This window comes from Ferrimonas sp. (genome assembly GCF_048263965.1).
Taxonomy (GTDB): Bacteria; Pseudomonadota; Gammaproteobacteria; order Enterobacterales; family Shewanellaceae; genus Ferrimonas.
This window is the reverse complement of record NZ_JBLXDO010000020.1, coordinates 44,429-70,424: the sequence shown is the minus strand read 5'-3', so window position 1 is coordinate 70,424 and position 25,996 is coordinate 44,429. Positions and strand designations below refer to the sequence as shown.

At 57.6% G+C, this 25,996-nt stretch carries 25 protein-coding genes; 8 read left to right on the top strand and 17 right to left on the bottom strand.

Annotated elements, in window-relative coordinates; genetic code table 11:
• The first annotated feature begins 167 nt into the window (after nucleotides 1-167).
• Nucleotides 168-719: a hypothetical protein gene (locus ACN0RV_RS15660; RefSeq protein ID WP_417349016.1), complete on the top strand. Its 552-nt coding sequence runs from the start codon at nucleotides 168-170 to the stop codon at nucleotides 717-719.
• A 106-nt stretch (nucleotides 720-825) separates the two neighbouring features.
• On the top strand, nucleotides 826-1,461 hold the full coding sequence (gene catB / locus ACN0RV_RS15655) for a type B chloramphenicol O-acetyltransferase (protein ID WP_417349014.1): 636 nt from the start codon (nucleotides 826-828) through the stop codon (nucleotides 1,459-1,461).
• Nucleotides 1,462-1,467: 6 nt separating this feature from the next.
• On the opposite strand, the gene ACN0RV_RS15650 is transcribed toward catB, so the two are convergent.
• The 5 genes from ACN0RV_RS15650 to ACN0RV_RS15630 are packed head-to-tail and all read right to left on the bottom strand — an operon-like array spanning nucleotide 1,468 to nucleotide 6,338.
• Nucleotides 1,468-1,794, bottom strand: coding sequence for a cytochrome C oxidase subunit IV family protein (locus ACN0RV_RS15650; RefSeq protein ID WP_417349012.1), 327 nt, complete (start codon nucleotides 1,792-1,794; stop codon nucleotides 1,468-1,470).
• A gap of 8 nt (nucleotides 1,795-1,802) precedes the next feature.
• Entirely contained in the window at nucleotides 1,803-2,450 is a 648-nt protein-coding gene (locus ACN0RV_RS15645) for a heme-copper oxidase subunit III family protein (protein ID WP_417349010.1), read from the bottom strand.
• Between the two features lies 1 nt (nucleotide 2,451).
• Nucleotides 2,452-3,108 (bottom strand): cytochrome c oxidase subunit 3, encoded by a 657-nt coding sequence (locus ACN0RV_RS15640; protein ID WP_417349009.1) that lies wholly within the window; start codon nucleotides 3,106-3,108, stop codon nucleotides 2,452-2,454.
• On the bottom strand, nucleotides 3,105-4,853 hold the full coding sequence (locus ACN0RV_RS15635) for a cytochrome c oxidase subunit I (protein WP_417349007.1): 1,749 nt from the start codon (nucleotides 4,851-4,853) through the stop codon (nucleotides 3,105-3,107). Before ACN0RV_RS15635 ends, ACN0RV_RS15640 begins: the two co-directional genes overlap by 4 nt.
• Before the next feature lie 12 nt (nucleotides 4,854-4,865).
• Entirely contained in the window at nucleotides 4,866-6,338 is a 1,473-nt protein-coding gene (locus ACN0RV_RS15630; protein ID WP_417349005.1) for a c-type cytochrome, read from the bottom strand.
• A gap of 582 nt (nucleotides 6,339-6,920) precedes the next feature.
• Between ACN0RV_RS15630 and ACN0RV_RS15625 the strand changes: the two genes are divergently transcribed.
• The gene (locus tag ACN0RV_RS15625; protein WP_417349004.1) at nucleotides 6,921-8,024 is read left to right on the top strand and encodes a phosphoribosylaminoimidazolesuccinocarboxamide synthase; all 1,104 of its coding nucleotides are present in this window, start codon (nucleotides 6,921-6,923) and stop codon (nucleotides 8,022-8,024) included.
• A gap of 162 nt (nucleotides 8,025-8,186) precedes the next feature.
• A complete protein-coding gene (locus ACN0RV_RS15620) occupies nucleotides 8,187-8,675 on the top strand; it encodes a DsrE family protein (protein ID WP_417349002.1) in 489 nt (162 codons plus the stop codon).
• 45 nt (nucleotides 8,676-8,720) lie between these two features.
• Here the strand turns inward: ACN0RV_RS15620 and ACN0RV_RS15615 are convergent, their stop codons facing one another.
• Together ACN0RV_RS15615 and ACN0RV_RS15610 are read right to left on the bottom strand one after the other, a co-directional pair.
• The gene (locus tag ACN0RV_RS15615; protein WP_417348994.1) at nucleotides 8,721-10,793 is read right to left on the bottom strand and encodes a methyl-accepting chemotaxis protein; all 2,073 of its coding nucleotides are present in this window, start codon (nucleotides 10,791-10,793) and stop codon (nucleotides 8,721-8,723) included.
• Nucleotides 10,794-11,124: 331 nt separating this feature from the next.
• Nucleotides 11,125-13,257 carry a methyl-accepting chemotaxis protein gene (locus tag ACN0RV_RS15610; protein ID WP_417348992.1) on the bottom strand — a complete coding sequence of 711 codons (2,133 nt, stop codon included), beginning with the start codon at nucleotides 13,255-13,257 and terminating at the stop codon, nucleotides 11,125-11,127.
• Between the two features lie 306 nt (nucleotides 13,258-13,563).
• Here ACN0RV_RS15610 and ACN0RV_RS15605 point away from each other — a divergent pair, with 306 nt between their 5' ends.
• On the top strand, nucleotides 13,564-14,142 hold the full coding sequence (locus ACN0RV_RS15605) for an NAD(P)H-dependent oxidoreductase (protein ID WP_417348986.1): 579 nt from the start codon (nucleotides 13,564-13,566) through the stop codon (nucleotides 14,140-14,142).
• Between the two features lie 14 nt (nucleotides 14,143-14,156).
• Nucleotides 14,157-14,732, top strand: a complete 576-nt coding sequence (locus tag ACN0RV_RS15600; protein WP_417348983.1) for a peroxiredoxin family protein — start codon at nucleotides 14,157-14,159, stop codon at nucleotides 14,730-14,732.
• Nucleotides 14,733-14,778: 46 nt separating this feature from the next.
• Here the strand turns inward: ACN0RV_RS15600 and ACN0RV_RS15595 are convergent, their stop codons facing one another.
• A complete protein-coding gene (locus ACN0RV_RS15595) occupies nucleotides 14,779-15,210 on the bottom strand; it encodes a hypothetical protein (protein ID WP_417348981.1) in 432 nt (143 codons plus the stop codon).
• Between the two features lie 69 nt (nucleotides 15,211-15,279).
• A complete protein-coding gene (locus ACN0RV_RS15590) occupies nucleotides 15,280-15,465 on the bottom strand; it encodes an ArsR/SmtB family transcription factor (RefSeq protein WP_417348979.1) in 186 nt (61 codons plus the stop codon).
• A 100-nt stretch (nucleotides 15,466-15,565) separates the two neighbouring features.
• Between ACN0RV_RS15590 and ACN0RV_RS15585 the strand changes: the two genes are divergently transcribed.
• Nucleotides 15,566-15,889: an antibiotic biosynthesis monooxygenase family protein gene (locus tag ACN0RV_RS15585; protein ID WP_417348977.1), complete on the top strand. Its 324-nt coding sequence runs from the start codon at nucleotides 15,566-15,568 to the stop codon at nucleotides 15,887-15,889.
• On the opposite strand, the gene ACN0RV_RS15580 is transcribed toward ACN0RV_RS15585, so the two are convergent.
• A complete protein-coding gene (locus ACN0RV_RS15580; RefSeq protein ID WP_417348975.1) occupies nucleotides 15,886-16,548 on the bottom strand; it encodes a hypothetical protein in 663 nt (220 codons plus the stop codon). The genes ACN0RV_RS15585 and ACN0RV_RS15580 overlap by 4 nt on opposite strands.
• Before the next feature lie 419 nt (nucleotides 16,549-16,967).
• On the opposite strand from ACN0RV_RS15580, the gene ACN0RV_RS15575 reads away from it, so the two are divergent.
• Complete coding sequence (locus ACN0RV_RS15575; protein WP_417348973.1) at nucleotides 16,968-17,648, top strand: hypothetical protein; 681 nt, start codon at nucleotides 16,968-16,970, stop codon at nucleotides 17,646-17,648.
• 97 nt (nucleotides 17,649-17,745) lie between these two features.
• On the opposite strand, the gene ACN0RV_RS15570 is transcribed toward ACN0RV_RS15575, so the two are convergent.
• The 7 genes from ACN0RV_RS15570 to ACN0RV_RS15540 form a co-directional block, all read right to left on the bottom strand.
• A complete protein-coding gene (locus ACN0RV_RS15570) occupies nucleotides 17,746-18,975 on the bottom strand; it encodes a phenylacetate--CoA ligase family protein (RefSeq protein WP_417348971.1) in 1,230 nt (409 codons plus the stop codon).
• 10 nt (nucleotides 18,976-18,985) lie between these two features.
• Nucleotides 18,986-19,807, bottom strand: coding sequence for an ABC transporter ATP-binding protein (locus ACN0RV_RS15565; RefSeq protein WP_417348969.1), 822 nt, complete (start codon nucleotides 19,805-19,807; stop codon nucleotides 18,986-18,988).
• Nucleotides 19,808-19,872: 65 nt separating this feature from the next.
• Nucleotides 19,873-21,114, bottom strand: coding sequence for an ABC transporter substrate-binding protein (locus tag ACN0RV_RS15560; RefSeq protein WP_417348967.1), 1,242 nt, complete (start codon nucleotides 21,112-21,114; stop codon nucleotides 19,873-19,875).
• A gap of 116 nt (nucleotides 21,115-21,230) precedes the next feature.
• Nucleotides 21,231-22,304: a branched-chain amino acid ABC transporter permease gene (locus tag ACN0RV_RS15555; RefSeq protein ID WP_286339529.1), complete on the bottom strand. Its 1,074-nt coding sequence runs from the start codon at nucleotides 22,302-22,304 to the stop codon at nucleotides 21,231-21,233.
• A 40-nt stretch (nucleotides 22,305-22,344) separates the two neighbouring features.
• Nucleotides 22,345-23,238, bottom strand: coding sequence for a branched-chain amino acid ABC transporter permease (locus ACN0RV_RS15550; protein WP_286339530.1), 894 nt, complete (start codon nucleotides 23,236-23,238; stop codon nucleotides 22,345-22,347).
• On the bottom strand, nucleotides 23,235-25,199 hold the full coding sequence (locus ACN0RV_RS15545) for a long-chain fatty acid--CoA ligase (RefSeq protein ID WP_417348965.1): 1,965 nt from the start codon (nucleotides 25,197-25,199) through the stop codon (nucleotides 23,235-23,237). Before ACN0RV_RS15545 ends, ACN0RV_RS15550 begins: the two co-directional genes overlap by 4 nt.
• The gene (locus tag ACN0RV_RS15540) at nucleotides 25,199-25,996 is read right to left on the bottom strand and encodes an ABC transporter ATP-binding protein (RefSeq protein WP_286339532.1); all 798 of its coding nucleotides are present in this window, start codon (nucleotides 25,994-25,996) and stop codon (nucleotides 25,199-25,201) included. Before ACN0RV_RS15540 ends, ACN0RV_RS15545 begins: the two co-directional genes overlap by 1 nt.

Sequence of the window (25,996 nt, the reverse complement as noted above, 5' to 3'; positions counted from 1 at the left end):
GTTAAAGGCTCATATAAATTGCAATCGGCGCAGTATATCAACTTGCCCGGCACTCAGGGACACAAATCTGCACCAACTTAAACCAGACTGCCGCAGGCTGATTATACTTTACTCCACGGCTTTTCATTGCCCGTCTGAAAAGACGCCTGTGCAACTGGGAGAGGATCATGACCAGACATCTGTACCTCGCCAACAGCCTATGGGAACTGGGTCAGATTGAAACCCAACTGGAGCGGCAGGGGTTGAGCCCCGCCCAGATCCATGTGGTGAGCGACAAGGGCTCTCTGGCCAAACGCTTTCATCTACAGAACGGCAGTTCACTGCTGTTCCTGGAACTGGCTCACTCCACCCTGCAAGGCGCCAAAATTGGTGCCCAGCTTGCCCTGCTCTGCCTGGCGCTGGCCAGCCTATTTGATGTGGGCAACAGCGCTTATGGCTGGGCCCCCTTCCTGATGTTTGCCGTAATCCTGCTGGGGTTCTGTGTCTGGGAAGGCGGCCTTATTGGCATCAGTGCTCCCCATGAGATAAGACAGCGTTACCACAGATGCATTGAGCGCGGTCAGCACCTGATGCTAGTGGACGTTGAAACGGCTCAGGAAGCCGACCTCTGTCAGGTTCTGTCCAAGCACCCGATGGTCCTGGATATGGGGCACGAACAGGGGGTCGAGTCCGGTGCGGTGCGCATGCAGCATTGGTGGCTGAAACACCCCCTGTGGTAATGGGGACCTGCTGACACCAATAACACTCAGCCAGGGCCAGCCCCCTGGCACTCCCGGTGGGGCAGGAGTAGACTCCCGGAATCCTGCCCCTGTTTTCGATATCAGCATGAACAACTATTTCGACTCGCCCTTTTCTGGCTCGCCAATTAGTGAGCAGATCACCAATCCCAATATTATCGCTGGCAAGCACAGCTACTACTCCGGTTACTACCACAATCACAGCTTCGATGACTGCGCCCGCTACCTGGCGCCGGATCGCACCGATGTGGATAAACTGATCATCGGCAGCTACTGCTCCATCGGCTCAGGGGCGGTCTTTATGATGGCGGGCAATCAGGGACACCGCAGTGACTGGGCAGCGACCTTCCCTTTTTTCTACCAGGATAATCCCGCCTTTGGAGGCGCCGCCGACGGTTTCGCTACCGTCGGCGATACCGTGCTTGGCCATGATGTCTGGGTGGGAAGCGAGGCGATGATCATGCCCGGGGTCAAAATAGGGAACGGCGCGATCATCGCCAGCCGCGCCCTGGTCACCAAGGATGTGGCGCCCTATGCGGTCGTCGGAGGCAATCCGGCCAAGGTGCTGAAGATGCGCTTTGATGAGCAGCAGGTTGCCTGGCTGCAGCAGATGTGCTGGTGGGAGTGGGATGACCCCCTTGTGGCCGAAGCGATGCCGCTGCTGTGCAGCAGCAACATCGAAGGCCTCTACCGTTTCTGGCTGGCGAGGGTTCACCCATCTTGAATTCGACTAATTGCCGGTGACGAAGTGGGTCAGGCGCAGCAGTTGAGTGTAGTCTGACTCCATGGCCATCAATGCCACCAACACCAGCAGAGCCAGGGGCGGTAACAAAATGGCGTAGATCAGCGCCAGTCGCTCCCACATCATATGCATGAACACCGCCACAATCAGCCCCGCTTTGAGCAGCATAAACAGGATGATCAGCGTCCATCGAAGCATCCCTTCCAGACCGGCGTAATCCACCATGTAACTCAGGGCGCTCAGTACAAACAGCAGCCCCCAGATCTTGAAGTAGAGCCCTATGGGGTGCTGCTGTCCTCCGTCACTCGTGTGCATACTCCCTCCTACCACAGATAGAAGAAGGCGAAGATGAAGACCCAGACCAGGTCCACGAAGTGCCAATAGAGACCCGTGGTCTCCACAATGCCGTAATCACCGCTGGCCTCGTAGTCGCCTCTGCGCACCTTGTTGGCCACCACCAACAGCAGGATGACGCCAATGGAGACGTGCAGGCCGTGAAAACCGGTGATCATGAAAAACGCCGCCCCAAACTGGGAGGCCCCCATGGGATTGGCCCAGGGACGAACGCCATCCTCAATCAGCTTGCTCCACTCGAACGCCTGCATCCCCACGAAACTGGCCCCCAATACTGCGGTGACCAACATCAGGGTTGCCGCCACCTTGCGGCTTTTGCGGTAACCATAGTTCACCGCCATCGCCATGGTGCCGCTGGAGGTGATCAGGATGAAGGTCATGATGGCAATGAGCAGCAAGGGGACGGTCACGCCGCCGACGGTCAGGGCAAACACCTCGGAAGGGATGGGCCAGGGCACAGTGGTGGACATCCGCGCCACCATGTAGCCCACCAGGAATGACCCGAAGACGAAGGTGTCACTGAGCAGGAAGATCCACATCATCGCCTTGCCCCAGGAGATCTGAAAGGTGCGTCGATCCCCGGACCAGTCACTGACAAACTGTTGCAGAGCGTTCATCTTAGCCTCCAGTATCAATGCCGCATAATGCTGCCAACAACTTGTAGGTTGCCGGCGGCCGGCTGATGAGGGCAAACAGCACACACCAGAGCAGGAACAGATAGTGCCAATAGCGGGTCAGCAATCGCAGGCGCGCCAGGCCACTGTCCCGCCACAGCTCAGGCAGGATGACACTCACCACCAAGAGTGCGGCCACCAGATGCACTGCGTGAAGACCGGTCAGCAGAAAATAGAATCCCGCCGCCGGACCACTCTGCAGGCCAAAGCCACGCTCGGCGAAGGCCTGCCAAACCGACCACTGCCCCACCAGAAATACCAGCGCCAATGAGAGACCTGCGGCCATGGCCAACATGCCGCCCCCTTCGCGCCGCTGCAGGCAAGCCAGCTGCATCACCAGGGAGGAGCACAGCAGCACCAGGGTGTTGATCCACAACGGCGTCAGGTCGAACAGGGGCTGCCAGGGTTGCTCGGTCAACGGCTGCCAGTCCGGGGACTGGGAGCGCATGATGGCGGAGAGCATGAAGAGCACAAACAACGAGGTGATCACCGCCAGGCCCACCCACAGACCGACGGAACCCGCATCTCTCCCCTTCCCTGACTCAGGCAGGTAACCGGAGTCCTGCCAGGGCTTTTGCATCAGTGTATCGATCAGTTTCATCGGCTCACCTCCGTCTGGGCTTCACCATGCAGGGCGTCGCCACCCCGCCAGGGATCGGTCTGCACCACCATGTCATCAGGATGGCCGGGCACACTGTAGTCATAAGCCCAGCGATAGACCACGGGCAATTCAGGCCCCCAGTTGCCATGACCGGGGGGCAAGGTTGGCGTTTGCCACTCCAGTGAGGCGGATTGCCAGGGATTGGCCTTGGCCTTGAGACCTCTGACGTAACTCCAGGCCAGGTTAAACAGAAACAGCAGTTGGGCCACACCAACGATAAGAGCCGCCACGGTGATAAAGGCGTTGATGCTGTGGGCCTCAGGGGGAATGAAAGCGTAATCGTCATAGGCGTAGTAACGCCTCGGCAGGCCCAAGACCCCTAGGTAGTGCATGGGAAAGTAGATGGCCCAGGTGCCGAGGAAGGTGATCCAGAAGTGCAGCTTGCCCAGGCCGTCATGGAGCATGCGGCCGGTGACACTCGGGTACCAGTGGTAGATGCCGCCGAAGATCACCAGGATTGGTGCCACCCCCATCACCATATGGAAGTGCGCCACCACGAAGTAGGTGTCGGACAGGGGCAGATCCACCACCACGTTGCCCAGGAACAGCCCGGTCATGCCGCCGAAAACAAAAGTCAGCACGAAGGCCACAGAGTAAAGCATGGGCACCGTCATCCTCACATTGCCCCGCCACATGGTCAGCACCCAGTTGTACACCTTGATGGCGGTGGGCACGGCGATGATCAGGGTGGAAACTGCGAAGAAGAAGCCAAAGTAGGGGTTCATGCCCGAGACATACATGTGGTGCGCCCAGACCACGAAGCTGAGCACCCCGATAATGACAATGGCCCACACCATCATCCGATAACCGAAGATGGTCTTGCGAGCATTGACGCTGATGAGGTCGGAGACTATGCCGAAGGCTGGCAGCGCCACGATGTACACCTCAGGATGACCGAAGAACCAGAACAGGTGCTGGAACAGTATGGGGCTGCCGCCACCGTACTCTGTGGCCTGCCCCAGGGAGATTAGCTCGGGCATAAAAAAGCTGGTGCCCAGCAGCTTGTCAAACAGCATCATCACCGCACTGACGAACAGGGCGGGAAAGGCCAGCAGCGCCATGATGGTGGCCATAAAGATCCCCCACACCGTCAGAGGCATGCGCATCAGGGTCATCCCACGGGTGCGAGCCTGGAGAACTGTGGTCACGTAGTTAAGGCCGCCCATGGTAGCCGCCACTATAAACACCGCCAGGGACACCAGCATCAATACGATGCCGCCGTCCACTCCGGGTGTTCCCTGGAGGATCGCTTGAGGCGGATACAGGGTCCAGCCCGCCCCGGTGGGGCCTCCGGTGACAAAAAAGCTGGCCATCAGGATCAGCACCGCCACCAGATAGGCCCAGTAGCTGAGCATATTCAGGAAGGGGAACACCATATCCCGGGCGCCGACCATCAGGGGGATCAGGTAATTTCCAAAGCCCCCCAGGAACAGGGCGGTTAACAGGTAAACCACCATGATCATGCCGTGCATGGTGATCATCTGGTAGTAAGATGCGGGATCGATAAAGTCGAACTGGTCAGGAAAGCCCAACTGCAGGCGCATAAACAGAGACAGCACCAAGGCCACCAGACCCACGGCCACCGCGGTCAGGGTGTACTGAATGGCGATCACCTTATGGTCCTGGCTGAATACGTATTTTTGCCAGAACCCCGTGGGCGCCGGATGATCAAACTCCTGGCTCATATTCGCCTCCCGTCAGGGGCTGTCCGCCAGCTCCTGGATATACAGAATTAGTGCCTGGGTCTCTTCCTCGGTCAAAGGCATGGGGGGCATCAGTGGCTGATACCCCTCCACCAGCTCCGCGGCCGGCTCCGCGATGGCCCGGCGCAGGTATTGTTCGTCGGCCACCAAGGTGCGACCGTCAGTCAGTGTCCGCTCACTGCCCGCCAGGCCCAGCCAACTGGGGCCCACTCCAGGCCTGCCATCGATGCTGTGGCAGGCGATGCATCCCTTGCTACGCGCCAGTTCCTCGCCAGACACCGGCTTGGCAGCACTCTCTGCGGACGGGGCCACTGGCTGAGATGGCTCGGCTTTACCCCCACTTTGAGGCAGCTGAGACCCACCGGACTCCCCACCCCGCTCGCGGATGTAAGCGATGATGGCCTCAAGTTGCAGATCCGTCAGTGCCGGATAGGGGGGCATCACATTGGTGTACCCCTTGACCAGGCTGGCTGCAGGCTCACGGATCGCCTCAATCAGGTAGGCGTCATCCACCAGAACGGTGCTGCCGTCAGACAGAGTCTCCTGTTTGCCGTAGAGTCCCGACCAACTGGGCGCCAGCGGGCTGGACTCAAAACCATGACAGGCCAGACACCCCTGGGAGGTCGCCAGAGTTTCCCCCTCCCTGGCCTGGGGGCTGAGACCACTGGATGCAGAGTCGGTCAGGCTGGAGGCGAAGGTGGGCAGCCCTGCCACCCAGGCCTGAAAAGAGTCTGACGGCTCCACCAGCAAGCTGCCTCTCATGTTGAAGTGCCCCACCCCACACAGCTCGGCACAGAGGATCTCAAACTCCCCCTCCCGGGTAGGAGTGAACCACATGGAGGAGACTATGCCAGGCACGGCATCTATCTTGTTGCGCATCTGGGGGACGTAGAAATCGTGGAGCACATCCTTAGAGCGCAGTAATACTTGAACCGGGCGGTTCAGTGGCAGATGAAGCCGATTGGAGGTTACCAGGCGGTCATCCTGACCCGCGGGGTCGGCCGGGTCGATACCAAAGGGGTTGTCCGGCGCAATGCGCTTGATGTCGGTCCGTCCCAGCAGGCCATCTTCTCCCGGCAAACGGAACTTCCAGCTCCACTGCTCGGCCAGCACCTCAACCTGATGGGCGTCATCGGGCACACTGACCACGTCGGAGTAGACATAGAGGCCAGGCACCAGCATGGCGGTGATCCCCACGGCAGTCAGGCCGGTCAACCACCACTCCAGCCGGGAGTTTTCCGGCTGATACTCCGCCTTTCGATCCTTTTGATAACGGAATCGGTACACCGCCCAGGCCATGAACACCACCACGGCGATGAACACCAAACCGGTGATCACCAGGGTGATGGCAATGGTCAGGTCAATGTCGCCCCAATTGGAGGCCAGCTCGGGCAATTGCCACCCACCGGCGAAGTGAAACCAGAGGGAAGCAAGCAACAGGGCGATCAGGACGATGGCTATGGTCATAGGCGACATCCCACTTACCGCGTAGAGAACGGCGCCGGGCAGAAGCCTGAGCTATAAAAGGTTTCCACCTCAGCGATAACCACTAAGACTAGAAGCGAATCTGGCACACTGCCAAGGAATCCTGTGCAAGCAGGTCACAGGCGACAGCCATTAGCTCACTTTTGCGAACAATGTGTTCGACCCAAACCGGTGGTTTTTCAAGCGTTCGCCGTGGAGCAGCCAATAATATCTGGTATGATTCCCGCCACTGAATGCGACGGCTAACGCCAAGCCAACAGAGATAAAAACAGCAGGCACGCATCAGAATTTGCCAGTTACATAAGTGACTTGGAGTGCAAACCCCAGAAAATGAACCCTATCTCTACCACTGAAGTAGGGGAAGGCTCAGCCTAAAACAGCAAAAACAACAGGTTGTTCACCTTCATCATTGTGCGAATTTAAGGACAGTGAGTTTTCATAATTTAACTACAACAGGAAAACTCTTAAATTTTCCGGGTCCATACCCCGGATTCGCACCCTGAACGCTGCGCTCCCACTGCCTCTGGCACAACCCTACAACCTCATAGAAACAGGACAGTTGTCATGAGTCTCGCCGATAAAGTTTTGGCCGTTAACAACGATCTTCCTATCCGTACCGATCAGCCGGTTCACAGCGGCAAAGTGCGCAGCGTCTACTGGCTCACTGCCGAAGACAGCGCTCGCCTGATCAAGGAAAAAGGCTATGACGTCGCCGCCGATGCCCCGCTGGCCATCATGGTGATCAGTGACCGCATCAGTGCCTTTGACTGCATCTGGCATGGCGAGAATGGTCTGTCCGGCGTGCCCGGTAAAGGCGCCGCCCTGAACGCCATCTCCAACCACTGGTTCAAGCTGTTCCGCGAACAGGGCCTGGCGGACAGCCATATCCTGGACATTCCCCACCCCTTCGTCTGGATCGTGCAAAAAGCACGCCCGGTGATGATTGAGGCTATCTGTCGCCAATACATCACCGGCTCCATGTGGCGCAGCTACACCAAGGGTGAGCGCGAGTTTTGCGGCATCCAGATCCCCGAAGGACTGGAGAAGGATCAGAAGCTGCCAGAACTGCTGATCACTCCCTCCACCAAGGGGATCCTCAAGGGCATTCCTGGGGTTCCTGAAGCGGACGATGTGAACATCACCCGCCAGAACATCGTCGACAACTACCAGGCCTTCAATTTCCGCACTCTGGAAGACATCGACCTGTACGAGAAATTGCTCAAAGAGGGATTCGATGTCATCAGCGACGCCCTGGGCAAGCTGGACCAGGTGTTTGTCGACACCAAGTTTGAGTTCGGTTACGTCACTGACAGTCAGGGCCAGGAAAAACTGATCTACATGGACGAGGTCGGCACCCCCGACTCCTCCCGCATCTGGGACGGTCCCAGCTACCGGGATGGCATTGTGGTGGAGAACTCCAAAGAGGGCTTCCGCCAGATGCTGCTGAATCACTTCCCCGATCCAGACATCCTGCTCAATAAGGACCGCATGGACGAACGTCAGGCCCTGGCCCGCGATAACGACCTACCGGAAGCGGTTCTGATGGAGGTCTCCCGCACCTATGTGGATATTGCCGAGAAGATCACCGGCCGCAAGCTGGTGCTTTCCGACAATCCCAAGGCGGAGATCATCCAGATTCTGAAAGAGGAGTATGGCCTGATTGACTGAGGCCAGTGTCCGGCAAGCCGCAACAGCGGCTTGCCCTCGTGCCCTTGAGAAATCAACTTCGTGATCAATACATGAATTATACCTAATTTAGAATTTTCTTATATACAAAGTTATCCCCTGCCCCTATCCTTGCCTCACATCCACCCGGCGCAAGGAAACACCATGCCCTTCTTTAAAAAACTGCTTCTCATCGGACTGCCCCTTTTGGCCTGCCTCAATCTGGTGTCGGCTCAAGCGATAGAGCGTCCCCTCGATACCCAAGCGCTAAAAGGGGTTACCCAGGGCAAAGCGATGTTTGACATCAACCTGTCCGAACTCGACAAGCTCCCTCTTTACCTGCAGGTCATTGAGATGACTCATGATGGACTGACAGCGCAAGGGGTCACGCCTGACTTCGTCATCGCGTTTCGGGGAGCGTCGGTGCAATTTATTGCCGGTCAGAATAGCGAGAACCCCGCCAGCCAGAAAATAGCCGAACAGGTCAAAAGGCTTCACGCCAAAGGGGTTCGCATTGAGGCCTGCTCCATCGCTACCGAGCTGTTTAGGGTAGACAACAGCCAGCTTCTGCCTGGCATCGAGCTGGTGGGTAACACCTTTATCTCCCTTATCGGATACCAGACTCAGGGCTATAGCAGCGTCGTTATCATGTAAAAAAGGGGCCCTTTGGGGCCCCTCGTGCTGTCTGTATCCGAGTCACTATACCTTGAACTGAGTGACGATCTGACGCTGTTCCACCGACAGTTGCTGCAGCTCCTCACTCAGCCCCGCCGAGGCTTCTGCCTCCGAGGCAATCAAGCGGCTGGCTTCACGAATGTTGCTGACGTTCTGGCTTACCTCATTCGCCACACTGCTCTGCTCCGAGGCCAGGTTGGCTATGATGGCGCCATTGTCGGTGATATGGCGAATGTGCTCCACGATCACCTTAAGGGCATCATCCATCGACTGCACCTGGCTGACCGCGGTCAGGGCTTTGTCGTTGCCACTGCTGATCGCCTGGACCACGTTGCGGGTTCCCCCCTGCAACAGCTCTATCAACCGGCGGATCTCGCCCACCGATTCCTGAGTGCGCTCTGCCAAGGCGCGAACCTCAGAGGCAACCACGGCGAAGCCGCGACCCTGCTCCCCGGCCCGCGCCGCTTCGATGGCGGCATTGAGCGCCAGCAGGTTGGTCTGCTCGGCGATCTCCTGAATCACCTTGAGTATGGACTCGATGTTCTGGCTCTCCTGCTCCAGCTGCTGGGCCATGGGCATCGCCTCAGAGACATCCTGCACCAGAGACTGCACCGCCACACTGGTATCGGTCGCCACCTGCTGCCCTTCGGCGGCTGCTTCCCCGGCCTCCCCGGCGGCATCCGCGGCCTGAGCGGCGTTTTCTGATACGCTGTTGGCGGTGGCGGTCATCTGCTCAAGCGCCGTGGCCACCTGTTCCATCTCCATCATCTGCTGTTGACTGCTGTCACTGCTTCGCACGGCAATCTCAGACGCTCGCCGGGAGGTGGCTTCTCCGCTGTTGACGGATTGATCAATGGCACTGACAGTTTCGTGGAGCTTTTCCAAAAACTGGTTAAACCGGTGGGCCAGAATTCCAATCTCGTCATTGCTCTTCAGCGACAACCTCTGGGTCAAATCCCACTCGCCAGAGGCAATGGTTTCAATTCTCTCAGTGATGGTTCGGATCGGCTTGAGCGACTGACGCGTGGTGAACCACACCAGCAGCAGGGCCGATAGAGCAATAACCGCTGCGGCGATGATCTCCTGGCGGAAAGCCACACTCGTCATCTGAGTCAGCTTCTGCTCCAGCTCTACAGCCGCCGCCAGAACCTTGTTAGAGGGGGCAATTAAGATCAGTCCCCAACTGGTGGCAGCGTTCTCGAAACGAACCGGGGACCAAGTCCTAAGCTGTTCTCCATCATCACTCCATTGAATCAAAGCCTGATTAGAGCCCAGCCAGGCCATCACCTGGTCTCGGCCGATCTGGCCATCGGCGGGCAGCGGCGCTCCCAGACCATGCCCGCCATTATCACGTGCCACCAGGATGCCTGCCTGGCTGACCAACGCGACTTCACCCTCACCCTCTACCAAGCGGGAATCCACGGATTCAATCAGAGGCTGCAACCCTGCCAGGGAGATGTCTATGCCCAACATTCCCACCAGTTTCTCCCCTTCCATCAGGGGATAGGTGACAGAGGTCATCAACATCTCTTTATCGCCGACGTCATCCAGGTAAGGATCAAGCACGCACGCCTTCCTCTGGCGAACGGCACACTGATACCACTCCACCTCGGGGATGCCGTAGTCATTCAGGGCAGTATCATGCAGCTCCTCTTCGAGCATCACCTCCAGCCCGACCTGATTCTCATCCTCTCTGTACCAGTAAGGGGTAAAGCGGCCAATGCTGTTGGAAGCCAGTTCCTCGTCATCGACAAAGTCCGCGTCGGCCCCCAAGGCATCTTGGTTCCACACCATGTAAACACCGAGGAGATCCTTGTACTCAAGCAGACTGCTTTTCAAAAACGCGTTCATCTGCGCCCGGACATCGGCACCGTCGTCAGATTGAGCGTGGATAAACAGCGCGGCCTGCGCCATCGCGCGAGCCCTTACCAGGTTCTTGTCGATGATCGCCTTGACCACCTGGGATTGCTCCGCCGCCAGGGCCTGAAGATGATTCTCAGCGGAAGCCTTGAGGTTGTCGGTCGTCTGTTGCCGTGACAGCGTTTGCAGTTGACCGGCATGGAAAAGGGAGAAAGCGACCAGAATGACCAAGGCCAAAATCAGGCAACTTCCTGAGATATAAGAGATCTTGCGGTGAATAAAGTTTGTTTGTTCCATCGTACTACAGCCGCCAGGCACTGTGACTAACTAACGAAATGGATTCAAATCTATCTATGTGTATATACGGTGTAAAGGACGCGTTTGTGTTCTTATGTCAGGGCATTAGGTGAGTCACAGTCTGGAACACCGGGTCAAAAGACTTAACCAAAAAAGCAACACCCTAAGTTGCAATCTGGATACAAATTTGCTGGCTCTTAACAATGGGGCATATCAAAGATACGCGGAATGGGGCTCTGACCCACAGAGCCCCTCAGTGGAATGCTTGTCGCTACACTTTGAACTGGGTGACGATCTGCCTCTGCTCCACCGACAGCTGCTGAAGCTCCTCACTCAGCCCCGCCGACGCTTCCGCTTCCGTGGCGATGGAACGGCTGGCTTCACGAATGTTGCTGACGTTATGACTTACCTCATTCGCCACACTGCTCTGCTCCGAGGCCAGGTTGGCAATCATGGCGCCATTGTCGGTAATGTGGCGAATGTGCTCCACAATCACCTTGAGGGCGCTATCCATCGCCTGTACCTGACTGACCGCGGCCAGAGCCTTGTCGTTGCCACTGCTGATCGCCTGGACCACATTGCGGGTCCCGCCCTGCAACAGCTCAATCAACCGGCGAATCTCCCCCACCGACTGCTGGGTGCGTTCCGCCAGGGCACGAACCTCAGAAGCGACTACGGCAAAACCGCGTCCCTGCTCCCCCGCCCGGGCCGCTTCGATGGCGGCATTGAGTGCCAACAGGTTGGTCTGCTCGGCGATCTCCTGAATCACCTTGAGGATGGACTCGATGTTTTGACTCTCCTGCTCCAATTGACGCGCCATGGGCATCGCCTCAGACACATCCTGCACCAGAGACTGTACCGCCACACTGGTGTCGCCGGCCACCTGCTGGCCTTCAGAGGCCGCCTCACCGGCATCTCCTGCCGCATCCGCCGCCTGAGCCGCGTTCTCAGACACACTGTTGGCGGTGGCGGTCATCTGCTCCAGAGCCGTAGCTACCTGCTCCATCTCCAACAGTTGCTGCTGGCTGCTGTCACTGGTGCGGGCGGCAATCTCAGATGCTCTCTGTGAGGTGGCCTGACCCTGGTTTACCGATTCATCAATCAGCTGAACCGTAGTTTGCAGCTTCTCAAGGAACTGATTGAACCAATGCACCAAGGTACCCACCTCATCCCTGTGCTCGACGGTCAGGCGCTGAGTCAGGTCCCACTCACCGGAGGCGATGGTTTGCAGCCTGTGGGTCATGTTCCAGATGGGGCGCACCAGATACCGGGAGCTTACCCAGATGATCCCCAGAGAGGCCAGGGTGATGACGACAGCGACCACCAGGGCCTGCCAGGTGGCGGTGTCATTGTGCTCTTCAATGGCCTTATCCAGGGCTAGCGCACTGGCCAGCACCTGCTCGGCTGGGGCGCTGAAAGCCATAATCCAGCTGTTGTCTGTTCCACTGAAAGGTATGCTCTGCACCGCATACAGAGTCGCCAGATCATCGCTCCACTCACAGCTTCCCGGCAACTGTTCCAGGGCCGCCTGAATGGCCGAAGGCAAGGTGGTTTTAGCTTGCCCCAGCAGGGTGGCATCGGTGTCATTCGCCACCACAAACCCATCCTGACTGACCAGTGCCACCAGCCCCTCACCGGACACCAGCTGGCTGTCGACCTGCTCAATCAGTGGTTGCATGGCTGCGACGGACAGATCGATACCCACCACCCCGATAATCTGCCCCTGGGAGATAAGGGGCACGGTAACCGAAGTGATCAGCTCCCGATCGCTGCCCACCTCATCCACATAGGGGTTCAGTACACAGGCGCGACCACGCTCTACCGGGCAACTGAACCACTGGTTTTGCGGCATGCCTTGCTTGGTCGGGTTGCTGTTGCTGACATCATGCTCACTGACCACCTGCAACACCGGCTTGCCGCTGGCATCTCGATACCAATAGGGAGCAAACCGCCCCTGCTCATTTGAGGCCAGGGCAAAGTTGTCGTGGAACAGGTAATCCTGCTCATCCAGGCCGCCTGGGCGCATCACCAGGAAGATGCCTTTGATGTCACTGTGCGCTTCCACCAGATGGTGAACATACTCCTTCAGATGCCGGCGCAGGTTGGCCACATCACCGTTTTGTTCCAGAGCATCGGCACGCATGCTCAGCACAGACTCGGCGATGACCTCAACCCGGAACAGGTGGCGCTCGATGACACTGCGAACCTGAGATGCCTGATCGGAGGCCAGGGCACCCACATAGTCACGGGCCGACTGGCGAAGGTTGTCCGAGGTCTGCTGACGAATCAGCGCCTGGGACTGGCTGGAGTCGTACAGGAAAAAACTGACCATGGTCCCAAGGGCCAGGATCAGACAGATGGCAGCCAAAATGGCTATCTTGTTACGAATAGAGATGTTATGCATTTATCGGATCCGATTCAGCTCTCCTCTGTTGCCCGACGCAATCATTGCTCTCTCACCTGCAATAGGGGACTCACTCTACCCCAGGGTTACCCAGATATAAATTGCTAATTATCAACTAGATGGCTAAAACACTCGTTACCGCACAAAACCGAATAGGTCCCTCAAGATCTCTTAGGATTTGCTCAGCTTTGGTCGCACAGCGCCGCCTGCAACCACACCAAGGTTACCAAAAGTATACTGATTGACTCTGGTTACCCCCGGGTACCAAAATGGCCTTAAACCATTGTCCACCCGGAGCCAAAAGGCATGAACCTACTCATCATCAACACCCATCAGCCCTACCCGTTTTCCGAGGGCAAACTGAGCTCGGCCATGGTCTATCTCGCACAAGAGATCGCTCAAGGAAAAGGTCATAGCGTGAAGACCACCGCCATGACGGAGCCCTATGACATTCAGGAAGAGATCGACAAGCATCTTTGGGCCGATCTGGTCATAGTGCAGATCCCGGTCAATTGGATGGGCGTCCCTTGGAGCTTTAAGAAATACATGGATGAGGTGTACACCACTGGAATGATGGGTGCTTTATGTGATGGAGATGGCCGCAGTCGCAAAGATGCTACGCTTCAGTACGGCAGCGGAGGCAAACTCACCAGCCGTTATCTGCTTTCCCTGACATTTAACGCGCCTGCCGACGCGTTTGATGACCCAAATCAACAGCTGTTTCAAGGTAAGAGTGTGGACGACCTGATCTTCCCAATGCACATGAACTTCAAGTTCTTCGGTATGGAGCCTCTTCCCACGTTCGCCGCATTTGATGTGATGAAAAACCCCCAGATTGAATCCGATTTGATTCGGTTCCAACAACACATTGACCAGGTTCTTTAAAGGAAGAGATAACCATGAGCACCATCCATAGCCCCAAACTGGCCGCAGGCCAAACCTTTCCAGAATTGACCGCAATCACCTCAGACGGCCAACAGGTGCGCCTGGGACAGCCGCGCCCAGAGACAGGCGCTAATTGGCAAATGGTCGTCGTCTATCGCGGTCGTCACTGCCCCCTCTGCACCCGTTATTTAAACCAGCTGGAAGAGTTTCGCGAAGAGCTTAAAGAGATTGGCGTGGACATTCTGGCGGTATCCGCTGACTCCGAAGCGCAGCTCAGAGAGCATCGCTCCCGGCTGAATGTGGAGTTTCCAATCGCCTATGGCCTGACTCAGGCACAGATGGACCAGCTCGGCGTCTACGTCTCCCTGCCGCGATCAGAACAGGAAACCGATCATAATTTTGCCGAACCCGGCCTGTTTGTGGTGAACGAAGAGGGCAACCTGCATGTGGTGGACATCTCCAACAACCCCTTCGTCCGCCCGGAACTGCAAGCACTGGTCAACGGTCTGCGCTGGATTCGAGACCCGGATAACCACTATCCGATCCGCGGCACTCGCCAAGGTCCGGAGTCTGAGTTGCTCTACAGATAGAAAAGTCTGAAGAAGAAAGTAAGAGGATGGCTTAAGCCATCCTCCATTATTTCAAGCCATAACGCCGGCGAAACCTAACCAGCCCCGGGTCACTAAACCGCAGGATACGTGAGTCCAGATCCCGCGAAGCCCAACCTCGCTCCAGCAGATCCTCCAGCACCCATTGCCCCAGACGGCCGGCCAGATGATTGCGACGTTCACTCCAATCAAGACAGGAGCGGCACAGGGGACGGCGACTTCGGCCCTGACCCAGGTTCGCACCCAACCCTTCGAAGAACTCGGCGCCCGACGTGGTCAACACTGTCTCCTCGCCCCGGTCTTCGATGTGCCCCCTATCGACCAAGGCATCATAGAGGGCAACCCCCAACTCCCCCGCCAGGTGGTCGTAGCAGATCCGGGAGCGACACAGATCCGAGTTGGCTGGGCCAGTATTGACGGCCACCCTTTGCCGGGCAGTCAGATTGAACATCTGTTCCATCAACTGAGCGACCTCCTGGCCTCTCAGTTGGAAATACTTATGCCGACCCTGCTTACGCACAACAATCAGCTACCCTCTTTCCAGCTTTGTCAGGTGACTACTGGCTGTTGGCGGCGTCACATCGGCCAGGGCCGCCAGTTCGGTGGCAGTCAACGCCTTACCCGCCATCAGGGCGGTCAACATCTTGGCTCGGGTTGGGTCGCCAAAGAGTCCGGCCAATTGAGCCAACCACAAGTGAAGATCATCGGATTCCATAGTTAGACCAGCAACGAAGTGTGCATCTTTGAATTGAATTAGCCTGAATTACATCACAGACACCTCGGGCCATACAGCCTAAGCGCTTAAGGAAAGAAACATGTACGCAGTAATTTTTGAAGTGACGCCGCGGGCGGCGGGTCAACACCAATATTTGGACTTAGCCGCTGGACTTAAGGAAAAGCTCGGTGGGCTTGAGGGTTTCATCTCCATCGAACGCTTTCAGAGCCTGACCCAGGACAACAAGTTGCTCAGCCTCTCATTCTGGGAGAGCGAAGAGGCCATCACCCGATGGCGCAATCAGATGGACCATATGCTGGCGCAACAACTCGGGAGGAACGAGCTGTTCGACTCCTACCACATCCGCGTAGCCAATGTCGTCAGAGACTACTCTCAGGCGGAACGGGCACAAGCCCCCGCCTAGGAGTCACTAATGACGGGATAGTAGGGGTCCCCCCAATGGGACTGCGCCGCGTCCATCATTATGGTGATGATGCTGGGCACCAGCTCCTGCATCAGGTGTGTGCAGTCCCTGACCTGATTCCGATTGACGGCGCTGTTCCAGGTCGCTCCGCCATGGACCAGCTGATTTCGTAAGGTATAGACTCGTGCCAATACGATGGAAAGCAGCTTGGGGGTGTCATTGTTGCTCAGCGCCTTCGACGCCGCCCCTTTGGCACGAATAAAGCTGGCTTTCCACGCCTCTTCGCTGACCTTGCCGTTCAGGTGGTCCCAGTAAGGCTGAAACACAAACTGATTATCCAGCAAAACTCGGATGGGCCCGGTAAAGCTCTGCCACACCAGCTGCGACAGACGCTCCTGCCTATCATGAGCGTTCAAGCGGCTGATGAAGTCGCCGAAGACGTGCTGCTCACCGGGCCGGTACTCAATGGGGATGTCACACGCATAGGCCGCGTTAAAGGCGATCCATAGAAAGATCAGCTTGCTGTCGTCGTCCTCACAGCTTTCCGCACGCTTTAGCCAACTGAGCGCCCGATGGACTCTCAGATTCAATCCTTCCGGGTAAGCCTCTCGCTCACTGCGATGCCTTCGTTTTAACTCGTCGAAAGATAGGGAAGTCATGAAGCTTGGCGATCTCCTGATTAGGCGGGTTAGCCCTGTTCCCTTAAAGTGCCACACACCATCTACGACTTTGTTGATCTAAATTACTCTTTTCTATCAGAAGCTTATTGTTTTGCATCCCCTCTTGTGACAAAGGCAGGCCGCGATCCCAGGCGGCCCCCAAGCAGTCGTTTCTCAACAGAAAGTGACACCAAACAACCAGAGCCATGTCCTTCTTCAACATGCGATTAATATGCTGATTTATAGCAAGTTATCTCAAAAAATGCAGGCAAAGCTTCCTTTCGCTTATTCATATCAGCCTGAGACAACTGCCTGATTCCAGCAGCAGTTTTTTTCTGTTCTAAAATACTAAATCAAGCGAAATCAAAGCGGTGTAACAAGCAAACAAGACTAATTCATTTCTATCAGCGGGTGCAGATATGAGCAACAGCTTCAGTTACAGATTACGGGACGCGGTAGCCTATCGAAAGCAGACGAACCTTCCCAACGTCAACCTTCTTATTGCCTTTGTTACCCTATCTACCCTCGCCTATATCGTATTGGCGATATTTGCCATCCCATCGGGAGAATTGCCAGATTATCACTTTGTCAACGAAGATGGCGCCATTACCGCCCTGTCTGCCATCTATCTTGCCATGGCAAGTGCCTTCTCCATCGGCTCAGTTGCGATCACCGTTCGCGCCAAAGATCCCAATGTCTGGCCCTGGGTGATCATGACTCTGGGATTTGGCATTCTCGCGCTGGATGAGTTACTTCAGTTTCATGAACGCTTCGGAACTGTACTGGGTCAATATGTAGACTCGGGCATATTCAGAAACTGGAACGATGTCATTGTCATTCTCTATGGCGTTGTGGCCCTGCTTATCATGGCCTCAATTCTTCCGAGCATAGTCCGATGTAAAATGCTGCTTGAGCTTTTTATTATAGGTTTCGCCTTCTATGTGGCCCATACCTTCATAGATGCAACCCATGAACCCAGAACCGTTGTTTCTGCCATCTTTGAAGAGTCCGCCAAGCTCTTTTGTGTGCTGTTTTTAGCCTTGGGTTCCTTTATCGGGTTTCTCGGCGCTTTATGGAATTTCAAACCATCCAACAATTGATCAGCAGATATTCCATAGAGCGGTACCTCTTTTAACTCATAAAAAAGCCGGTGCAGATGCACCGGCAAACCACTACAGTCAAAGGTTACTAGGGAAACTATGAAGGCGAGGGTCGGCGATCCTCGATGACGATGCCGTCTCTGGGCAGGCTGCCGGGCTCCACCCAGTTCACCTCGGCGCCCAGCTTGAGCAGGGCGCGAGCCAGGGTGGCCACTTCCGACTCTGGCAAAGGCGGCTCCGCCTGAGGCTCACACAGCAGAGTGAGCTGGTCATTGTGGGCCTGACGCTCCACCAGGGCGCGGATGCGGCTCATGCCCGCCACCCGGCTGCGCAGGCGCTCCAGCTGTACCGGGTGGACAAACATCCCCTTCACCTTGGTGGTCTGATCCGCCCGGCCCATCCAACCCTTGATGCGGCCGTTGCTGCGGCCACAGGCACTGGGGCCATCCATCATGGCGGAGAGATCACCGGTGGCGAACCGAATCAGCGGATAGTCGCGGTTGAAGCTTGTGACCACCACCTCACCCACCTCCCCTTGAGCCACGGGTTCGCCGCTGCCGGGGCGGACGATTTCCACCAGTATGTCTTCCGCCAGCACCAGCCCCTGATCCGGCTCACTCTCAAAGGCAATCAGGCCGATGTCGGCGGTGGCATAGGCCTGACGCACCTCGATGCCCGCGTCCTGGAACACCTGGCGCAACGCGCCGGGCAGGGCCTCGCCGGTCACCAGGGCATGGGTGAAGGAGAGGGTTTGACCCCTCTCCGCCGCCCTGTCCAATAGAATCTTCAAAAACGACGGCGTACCACAGTAGCCCTGAGGCTTCAGGCTGGCGTTGATCTCCAGCTGCAACTCGGTCTGACCCGGGCCAGCAGGAATCACAGTACAACCGCAGGCGCGGGCACCGGAATCCAGGATGAAGCCGCCGGGGCTCAGGTGATAAGAGAGGCAGTTCTGCACCAGTTGGCCGGGACGAAAACCGGCGGCATAGAATGCCCGGCCCATGCGCCACCAGTCGTTGCCGGTGTTCTCCGGTTCGTTGATGGGACCGGGAGATTGGAACAGTCGCTCCACCCTGCCCCCTTCCGGGTTGAGCCCACCGAAGGGACCTCGCTCCTCCTGCAGCTCAATCAACTGAGATTTACGGGTCACCGGCAGGCTGGCGAGGGCCTCCCGGCTGGCCACAGGGCCACCAAGCTCCGCCAACAGCGCCCCGAAATAGGGGCAGTTGCCTCGGGCGAATTCGATAAAACCATCCAGTTGCGCCAGCAGCCCAGCTTCCCGCTCCTGCGGGTCCAGGCACTCCTTGTCGTCGAAAAACTCGCACATACCAGTCTCCTTAGAGCCAGCGCTTCCGCCGCTTATAGGACTTGAGGTTCTTAAAGCTCTTGCGCTCTTCGTTGCCCCCGCCCAGATAGAACTCCTTCACATCCTCGTTGTTCAGCAGTTGTTCCCGGGTGCCGTCGAGCACAATCTTGCCCGACTCCATGATATAGCCGTAATGGGCTGCCTTGAGGGCGTAGTTGGCGTTCTGTTCCACCAGCAGCATGGTGATCCCCTGCTCGCGGTTGATCTTCTCGATGATGCCGAACACCTCTTTTACCAGCAGGGGTGACAAGCCCATGGAGGGCTCATCCAACAGAATCATCTTGGGTCGGGCCATCAGGGCCCGGCCGATGGCCAGCATCTGCTGTTCACCACCGGAGAGGTAACCGGCCAGGCCGGTACGTTCCTTGAGGCGGGGGAAGTATTCGAACACCATCTCGATGTCGTCGGCCACCTCGTTGTCGCTGCGGGTGTAAGCCCCCAGCTTAAGATTCTCAATCACCGTCATATCTTCGACGATACGGCGTCCCTCCATCACCTGGAAGATGCCGGCACGGACAATCTCCTCCGCATGGGCGGTATCGATGCGCTTGCCCATAAAGTGGATGTCCCCCCGGGTCACCTCGCCATCCTCGGTCTTCAGCAGGCCGGAGATCGCCTTGAGGGTGGTGGACTTACCGGCACCGTTAGGCCCCAGCAGGGTGACGATCTTACCCTTGGGTACTTCGATGCTGACACCGCGAAGAACCTGAATCACTTCGTCGTACACCACCTCGATATTGTTGACCGCCAGTACCGGCTCCTCGGTCTGAATCTGAACTGCAGCTTCTGTCATGGGGACTCCTTTATTCCTTGACCGGGGGCACCGGGGTGCCCCCTTTATCTCTTGCTTCGCTGGGATCAGAAGCCCAGCCAGTCGTCACGGCGCTCCAGAGTCATCTGGCTGACACGCTCAATCTGAACGTTGCCGTCGTTGTAGTTGCCCTTGTAGATGTTCACCTGGTTGATGCCGCGGTGATCCTCAGCACTCCAGTTGGCCGCCAGGCAAACCCCTTCCAAGCCGGCAGGCACCCAGTTTTCGCGGGCGTACATCCCCTTCTTGATGTTCTCGCCGGTGATGCCGCCATTGGCCTTGGCCCACTCCATCGCTTCCTTCATGTAGTAGGCAGAGCACACCCCACGGATGTAGTGGTGCAGGCGCTCCTCCTTACCTGAAGGGTCGGAGACCTTGGAGATTTCATGCACCAGCTTCATGCCGGGTACTTCGTCGGTCCAGAAGGGGGTCATGGTGGGGAAGATGTAATCCTTGATCCCCTCACCGGCGGCCTCGAACACCTTCTTGTCACCGCCCCAGATGTTGGACATGAACTGGATGTCAGTGCCTACGGTGTTGCAGGACTTCACCAGAGAGAGCACCGACCCACCCAGGTTACCGATGTAGCCATAATTAGTGCCGGAACTCTTCAGGCTCAGGCACTGGGCCTTGAAGTCACCGGGCTTCATGGAGATCACTACAGGCGGCATCACCTCAAAACCCAGCTCTTTGGCGTAAATGGCGCAGGCCTCCTTGGGGGCATTGGGATAGGGGTGATTAGCACCGATGTGGGTGAACTTGGGCTTGCCAGCATTGCCCTTGGCCTTCCAGTCCTCGGCGGCCCACTGCACCAAGCCACGGCAGGCGTCGGAGTAAGACGCGCCGTAGAAGAAGTTGTAGGGGGCCGGCTTGGAGGTCTTGGGGTTCTTGCCCATGGGATCGGTCAAGTGGCCGGAATAGGACGCTGAGTAGACCGGAATCTCGTCCTTGGCCACGAAGGAGATCAGCGCTTCAGTGTCGGCGGTGCCCCACCCCTGCATGGCCACCATGCCTTTGCGGGACTTCCACTTCTTGTAAGAAGCGATCGCCTGGGGCACCTTGTAGGCGTAATCGATGGTCTCAAACTCCAGCTTGGTGCCGCTGATGCCGCCATTGGCATTGATGTAAGTCATGGCATCGCGCACACCGTCGGCGTACACCTTGCCCACAAAGGCGGTGGGGCCGGACATGTCCGCCAGATGGCCAACGAACACCGAGTCCTGGGCCTGGGCATTGGCGCCCATCATCATGGCCGCGGTGGCGGCGAAGATCGCAGATTTCTTGTACATAGTTTTCATCCCTTGTTTGCGGGCGCCACAGGCCCGTTTTCCGTTGTTGGGGGTGCCCGACCGCCCGGCATCCCCGCGCTCCCCCCGGCCTAGCGGGGGGAAGGATTACACTCCCCTTAATAAGCGAAGGGGTAGAATTTCCAGTAGTTCTTCACCTGCTGCCAGCGGTGGGCCAGTCCCTGAGGTTCGAAAATCAGGAACAGGATGATCACCAGGCCGATGGCCATCTCCTTGATGTAGGCCAGTCCGTCCACCACCATGGGAATGTTGCCCCAATCGGTCATCTTCAGCAGGCCAACGCCTCCCTCCAGGGCTTCGGGCAGCAGCACCATGAAGATGCAGCCCAGCAAGGTACCCTTCACCGAACCCAGGCCACCGATGATCACCATGGCCAGGAACTGCACCGACATGAAAATGGTAAAGCCCTCTGCGGACACATAGCCCAGATAATGGGCGTACAGGGCACCGCCGATGCCCGCATAGAAAGAGGAGATGCCAAAGGAGAGCAGGCGATACTTGTTCAGCTTGACCCCCATGATCTCCGCGGACAGATAGTGATCCCGCACCGCCACGAAGGCGCGACCATCTCGACTGCGCATCAGGTTGCAGCCCCACAGGTACATGAACACCAGGGCGAACAGGGCGATGTAGAAGAAGGTCTCATCGGTGTCGAACACGAAACCAAACAGGTTCACCGGCTCCGCCATGGATCCGGCGCTGCCACCGGAAAACCACTCGGCGCGGCCGAAGAAATCCTCGATGATGAACTGGGCCGCCAGGGTGGCGATGGCCAGATACAGCCCCTTAATCCGCGCCGCCGGCATGCCGAACAACATGCCCACGCCCATGGTCAGGTAACCCGCCAGAGGAATGCAGAGGAACACCGGAATGCCAAAGCTGGTGTTGAGCCAGGCGGAGGCAAAAGCGCCGAAGCCGAAGAAGGCGCCGTGTCCCAGGGAGATCTGCCCGGTGTAGCCCACCAGGATGTTCAGACCCAGAGCCGCGATCCCCAGATAGGAGATCTGAATGAACAGGGTCAGATAGTAAGCGTCCAGTACGAAGGGCGCCAGACAGGCCAGGGCGATCCCCGCCACCATCAACCAATGGATGGTGCGGGTCTCGAAGATGGTGTTGTCCTGCTTATAGCTGGTGCGAAAATCGCCGCATGGACGCATGGCCGGGCTAGACATGGCGCACTCCTTTCACAATAAAACTCATGGTTACTTCCTTTTAAATCCGCTCAATGTCTTTGGTGCCGAACAGGCCATAGGGCTTGAACCACAGAATCACCAAGAGCACATAGAAGGGTGCAATGTCGTACATGTTGCCAATGTGCAGATACTGGCTGTCGACGAACTCCGCCAGGTTCTCCAGCACACCAATGGTAATGCCGCCGACGATGGCGCCGACGATGGAGTCCAGGCCACCGAGGATCACCGCCGGGAACACCTTGATCCCCATCACCGACAGGGAGTCGGAGACGCCGTTCACCATGCCAATCACCACACCGGCGGTGGCCGACACCGTGGCGGCGATGCCCCAGCTCATGGCGAACACCTGCTTGACCGAGATCCCCAGAGACTGGGCCACCTGCTGGTCGAAGGCGGTGGCGCGCATTGCCAGGCCATGCTTGGAGTGGGTAAAGAACAGGTAGAAGCCCACCATGATGAGGATGGCGATGCCAGTACTCATCAGGTATGCCAGCTCGATGTTCAGGCCAAACAGGTTGATGCTCTGGGTATCGAACACCTTGGGGTAGCTCTCCGGCGCCACACCGAAGATCCACTTAGTCAGGGACTGGAAGAAGATGGACAGGCCGATGGTCACCATGATCACCGAGATGATGGGCTCGCCAATCATTGGCCTTAACACAATCATCTGCAACGCCACCCCGAATACCGCCATAAAGGCCAGGCTCAGCAGGAAGCCGACAAAGAACGGCAGCTGCAGATAGACCAGCAGAGCCCAGCAGGTCCAGGCGCCTACCAGCAGGAACTCACCCTGGGCGAAGTTCACAATCTGGGTGGACTTGTACACCAGTACGAAACACATCCCCACCACACCGTACAACAGGCCAACGATCAGTCCGTTGACCACCAGTTGTAGTAACAGCTCGAAATTCATGATGCTCTCCTTTGCTCGGCGTCCTGATCCTGCCCTGTGGGCTGCGCAATCAGGGTGGCCACCTCCAACTGGGTCTGAACCCGGGTCTTGGAGCCATCCTGGAAGGTGATCACCGTGTCGATGTCCACCTGAGGCTCGTCGTTGTAGATGGCGTCGATGATGTCGCCATACTTCTCGGCAACCACGCCGCGGCGCACCTTACGGGTCCGGGTCAGTTCGCCGTCGTCCGCATCCAGCTCCTTGTAAAGCAACACGAACTTGGCGATCTTCTGCGCCGGGGGCAGAGTGGCGTTGACCCTCTCCACCTCTTGGGCCAGCTTGGCGTACACCTCGGGCAGACTGGCCAGGTTGATGTAGTTGGTGAACGCCAGGCCCTGCTGCTCTGCCCACTTGGCCACAATGGAGAAGCGGATGCAGAGGATGGCGGACAGGTAGGGGCGGTTCTTGCCGAGGATCACCGCCTCACCGATGAAGCTGGAGAACTTCAGCTTGTTTTCGATGTACTGGGGGGAGTACTGAATGCCGGTGCTGGTGTGGGCCAGGTCCTTAATGCGATCAATCACCACCAGATGGCCGGACTCCTTGAAGTAGCCGGCGTCGCCGGTGTGCATCCAGCCGTCGCGAACGTCCTCATCAAAGGCCGCCTGGTTGCCCAGATAGCCGCAGAACATCCCTTCGGTCTTGGCCACCACTTCGCCCAGCCCTTCGGCATCGGCGTCGATCACCTTCACCTCGGCGTTGTCGAATGCCACCCCGACGCTGTCGTAGTCCACGTCATCCGCATGATGGATGGTGTAGGCACCACACATCTCGGTCTGACCGTAGAGCTGACGCAGAGGCACACCGATGGACTGGAAGAATCGGAAGGTATCCGGACCCATAGCGGCGCCACCGGTGGCGGCGGACTTGAGGAAGGAGAAGCCCAGGCGATCGCGCAGCGCTTTCATCAGCAACCAGTCCGCCAGGGTGGACTTCTTGCCCTGATCCAGGGCCTTCTCAGCCCGGGTCATGGCAAAGTCATACAGTTTCTGCTTAAGAGGCGTGGAGTCCATCATCCGTGCCTGCACGTCCGCCAGGATCTGTTCCCACACCCGTGGTGCCAGCAACACGAAGCTGGGGCCAATCTCCCGCAGGTCGGCCATCATGGTCTCCTGCTCTTCGACGAAGTTGACGATCTGACGGGCGATAAGCGCCTGGCCCACGGCGTACACCTGCTCCATGATCCAGGGCAGAGGCAGCACCGACACATAGTTGTCACCAGCGCTGCGGGGGTCGGCCCTCAGATAGGCGCTGCAGTGCTTGATGAAGTTGCCCCCCTTGAGCAAGGCAATCTTGGGCTTGGAGGTGGTGCCCGAGGTGGTGCAGTAGATGGCCACCTCATCCGGGTGGGTGGCGTCCACCATCTGGTCAAAGCGCTTGGAGTCCGTGTTCTCCTGTTCACGGCCGATGCGGTAGAGATCCTCCACATCCACCAGGCGCTCGTCGTCATATTTTCGCATCCCCCTGGGATCGCAGTAGACGATGTATTTCACGCCGGGGATCTGATCCTCCAGCTCCAGCAGCTTGTCGCACTGCTCCTCATCCTCGGCGATCACCACGGAGGTGCCGGAGAGGTTGATGAGATAGGCCACCTCTTCGTGGAGAGAATCCTGGTAGATCCCCACCGAGTAACAGCCCAGGGTGTGTGCCGCCAACTCACCCCATACCCACTCGGGGCGATTGTCCCCCAGCAGGGCGATAGTGTCCTTGGATTGGATTCCCAGCTTGTTCAAAGCCAGGGCCATCCACTTTACCCGGTCCAGATAGTCGGCCCAGGTGAACTCGTTCCAGATGCCGAACTCCTTCTCCCGCATCGCCACATCGTTGGGCCAGTGCTGGCCGTTGTGGCGCAAAATCTTGGGAAAGGTATTGAGCTCGCCCATCTCAAAGCCGTGATCGGCCGCGTTAAATGCCTGACTCATCAGCCTGCCTCCTGCATCTCGTCACCGTCTTCCAGCCCCAGATAGGCGCGTTTGACGTGCTCATCCGCCATCACCTGCTCAGGAAGGCCGCTGATCAGCTTCTTACCGAAGTCCAGCACCATCACCTCGTGGGAGATGTCCATCACCACACCCATGTCGTGCTCGATCATCACCACGGTGATGCCGAACTCCTCGTTGAGGTCGAGTATGTAGCGGGCCATATCCTCCTTCTCCTCCAGGTTCATCCCCGCCATGGGTTCATCCAGAAGAATCAGTTTGGGTTTGAGAGCCATGGCCCGGGCCAGCTCCACCCGCTTGCGCAAACCGTAAGAGAGGGTGCCCGCCACCGATTTACGCACGTGGGTGATGTCGAGAAAGTCGATGATCTGCTCCACCTCGCGGCGGTGGGCCAGCTCCTCCTTCTCTGCCGGAGAGAACCAGTAGAGAGGACCGGTCACCCAGTTGTTCTTCATCAGGTGGTGACGACCCACCATGATGTTCTCCAGCACCGTCATGTGACCAAACAGGGCCAGGTTCTGGAAGGTGCGCCCTATGCCCAGATCGGCACGGTCGTTAGGTCGCAAGTTGGTTACCTCACGACCGTCAAAATGGATGGCTCCCTTCTGGGGACGGTAACGACCGGAGATGCAGTTCAGCATGGAGGTCTTGCCCGCACCGTTGGGGCCGATGATGGAAAACACCGATCCCCGGGGCACTTCAAAACTGACGTCGGTCAGCGCCTTCACTCCGCCGAAGGCGAGAGAGACGTGCTCGACTTTGAGGATGGAATCTGTCAT

Coding starts and splice junctions, on each gene's coding strand:
- ACN0RV_RS15660 (WP_417349016.1), top strand. CDS start 168: ATGACCAGACATCTGTACCTCGCCAACAGCCTATGGGAACTGGGTCAG.
- catB (WP_417349014.1), top strand. CDS start 826: ATGAACAACTATTTCGACTCGCCCTTTTCTGGCTCGCCAATTAGTGAG.
- ACN0RV_RS15650 (WP_417349012.1), bottom strand. CDS start 1,794: ATGCACACGAGTGACGGAGGACAGCAGCACCCCATAGGGCTCTACTTC.
- ACN0RV_RS15645 (WP_417349010.1), bottom strand. CDS start 2,450: ATGAACGCTCTGCAACAGTTTGTCAGTGACTGGTCCGGGGATCGACGC.
- ACN0RV_RS15640 (WP_417349009.1), bottom strand. CDS start 3,108: ATGAAACTGATCGATACACTGATGCAAAAGCCCTGGCAGGACTCCGGT.
- ACN0RV_RS15635 (WP_417349007.1), bottom strand. CDS start 4,853: ATGAGCCAGGAGTTTGATCATCCGGCGCCCACGGGGTTCTGGCAAAAA.
- ACN0RV_RS15630 (WP_417349005.1), bottom strand. CDS start 6,338: ATGACCATAGCCATCGTCCTGATCGCCCTGTTGCTTGCTTCCCTCTGG.
- ACN0RV_RS15625 (WP_417349004.1), top strand. CDS start 6,921: ATGAGTCTCGCCGATAAAGTTTTGGCCGTTAACAACGATCTTCCTATC.
- ACN0RV_RS15620 (WP_417349002.1), top strand. CDS start 8,187: ATGCCCTTCTTTAAAAAACTGCTTCTCATCGGACTGCCCCTTTTGGCC.
- ACN0RV_RS15610 (WP_417348992.1), bottom strand. CDS start 13,257: ATGCATAACATCTCTATTCGTAACAAGATAGCCATTTTGGCTGCCATC.
- ACN0RV_RS15605 (WP_417348986.1), top strand. CDS start 13,564: ATGAACCTACTCATCATCAACACCCATCAGCCCTACCCGTTTTCCGAG.
- ACN0RV_RS15600 (WP_417348983.1), top strand. CDS start 14,157: ATGAGCACCATCCATAGCCCCAAACTGGCCGCAGGCCAAACCTTTCCA.
- ACN0RV_RS15595 (WP_417348981.1), bottom strand. CDS start 15,210: ATGGAACAGATGTTCAATCTGACTGCCCGGCAAAGGGTGGCCGTCAAT.
- ACN0RV_RS15590 (WP_417348979.1), bottom strand. CDS start 15,465: ATGGAATCCGATGATCTTCACTTGTGGTTGGCTCAATTGGCCGGACTC.
- ACN0RV_RS15585 (WP_417348977.1), top strand. CDS start 15,566: ATGTACGCAGTAATTTTTGAAGTGACGCCGCGGGCGGCGGGTCAACAC.
- ACN0RV_RS15580 (WP_417348975.1), bottom strand. CDS start 16,548: ATGACTTCCCTATCTTTCGACGAGTTAAAACGAAGGCATCGCAGTGAG.
- ACN0RV_RS15575 (WP_417348973.1), top strand. CDS start 16,968: ATGAGCAACAGCTTCAGTTACAGATTACGGGACGCGGTAGCCTATCGA.
- ACN0RV_RS15570 (WP_417348971.1), bottom strand. CDS start 18,975: ATGTGCGAGTTTTTCGACGACAAGGAGTGCCTGGACCCGCAGGAGCGG.
- ACN0RV_RS15565 (WP_417348969.1), bottom strand. CDS start 19,807: ATGACAGAAGCTGCAGTTCAGATTCAGACCGAGGAGCCGGTACTGGCG.
- ACN0RV_RS15560 (WP_417348967.1), bottom strand. CDS start 21,114: ATGTACAAGAAATCTGCGATCTTCGCCGCCACCGCGGCCATGATGATG.
- ACN0RV_RS15555 (WP_286339529.1), bottom strand. CDS start 22,304: ATGTCTAGCCCGGCCATGCGTCCATGCGGCGATTTTCGCACCAGCTAT.
- ACN0RV_RS15550 (WP_286339530.1), bottom strand. CDS start 23,238: ATGAATTTCGAGCTGTTACTACAACTGGTGGTCAACGGACTGATCGTT.
- ACN0RV_RS15545 (WP_417348965.1), bottom strand. CDS start 25,199: ATGAGTCAGGCATTTAACGCGGCCGATCACGGCTTTGAGATGGGCGAG.
- ACN0RV_RS15540 (WP_286339532.1), bottom strand. CDS start 25,996: ATGACAGATTCCATCCTCAAAGTCGAGCACGTCTCTCTCGCCTTCGGC.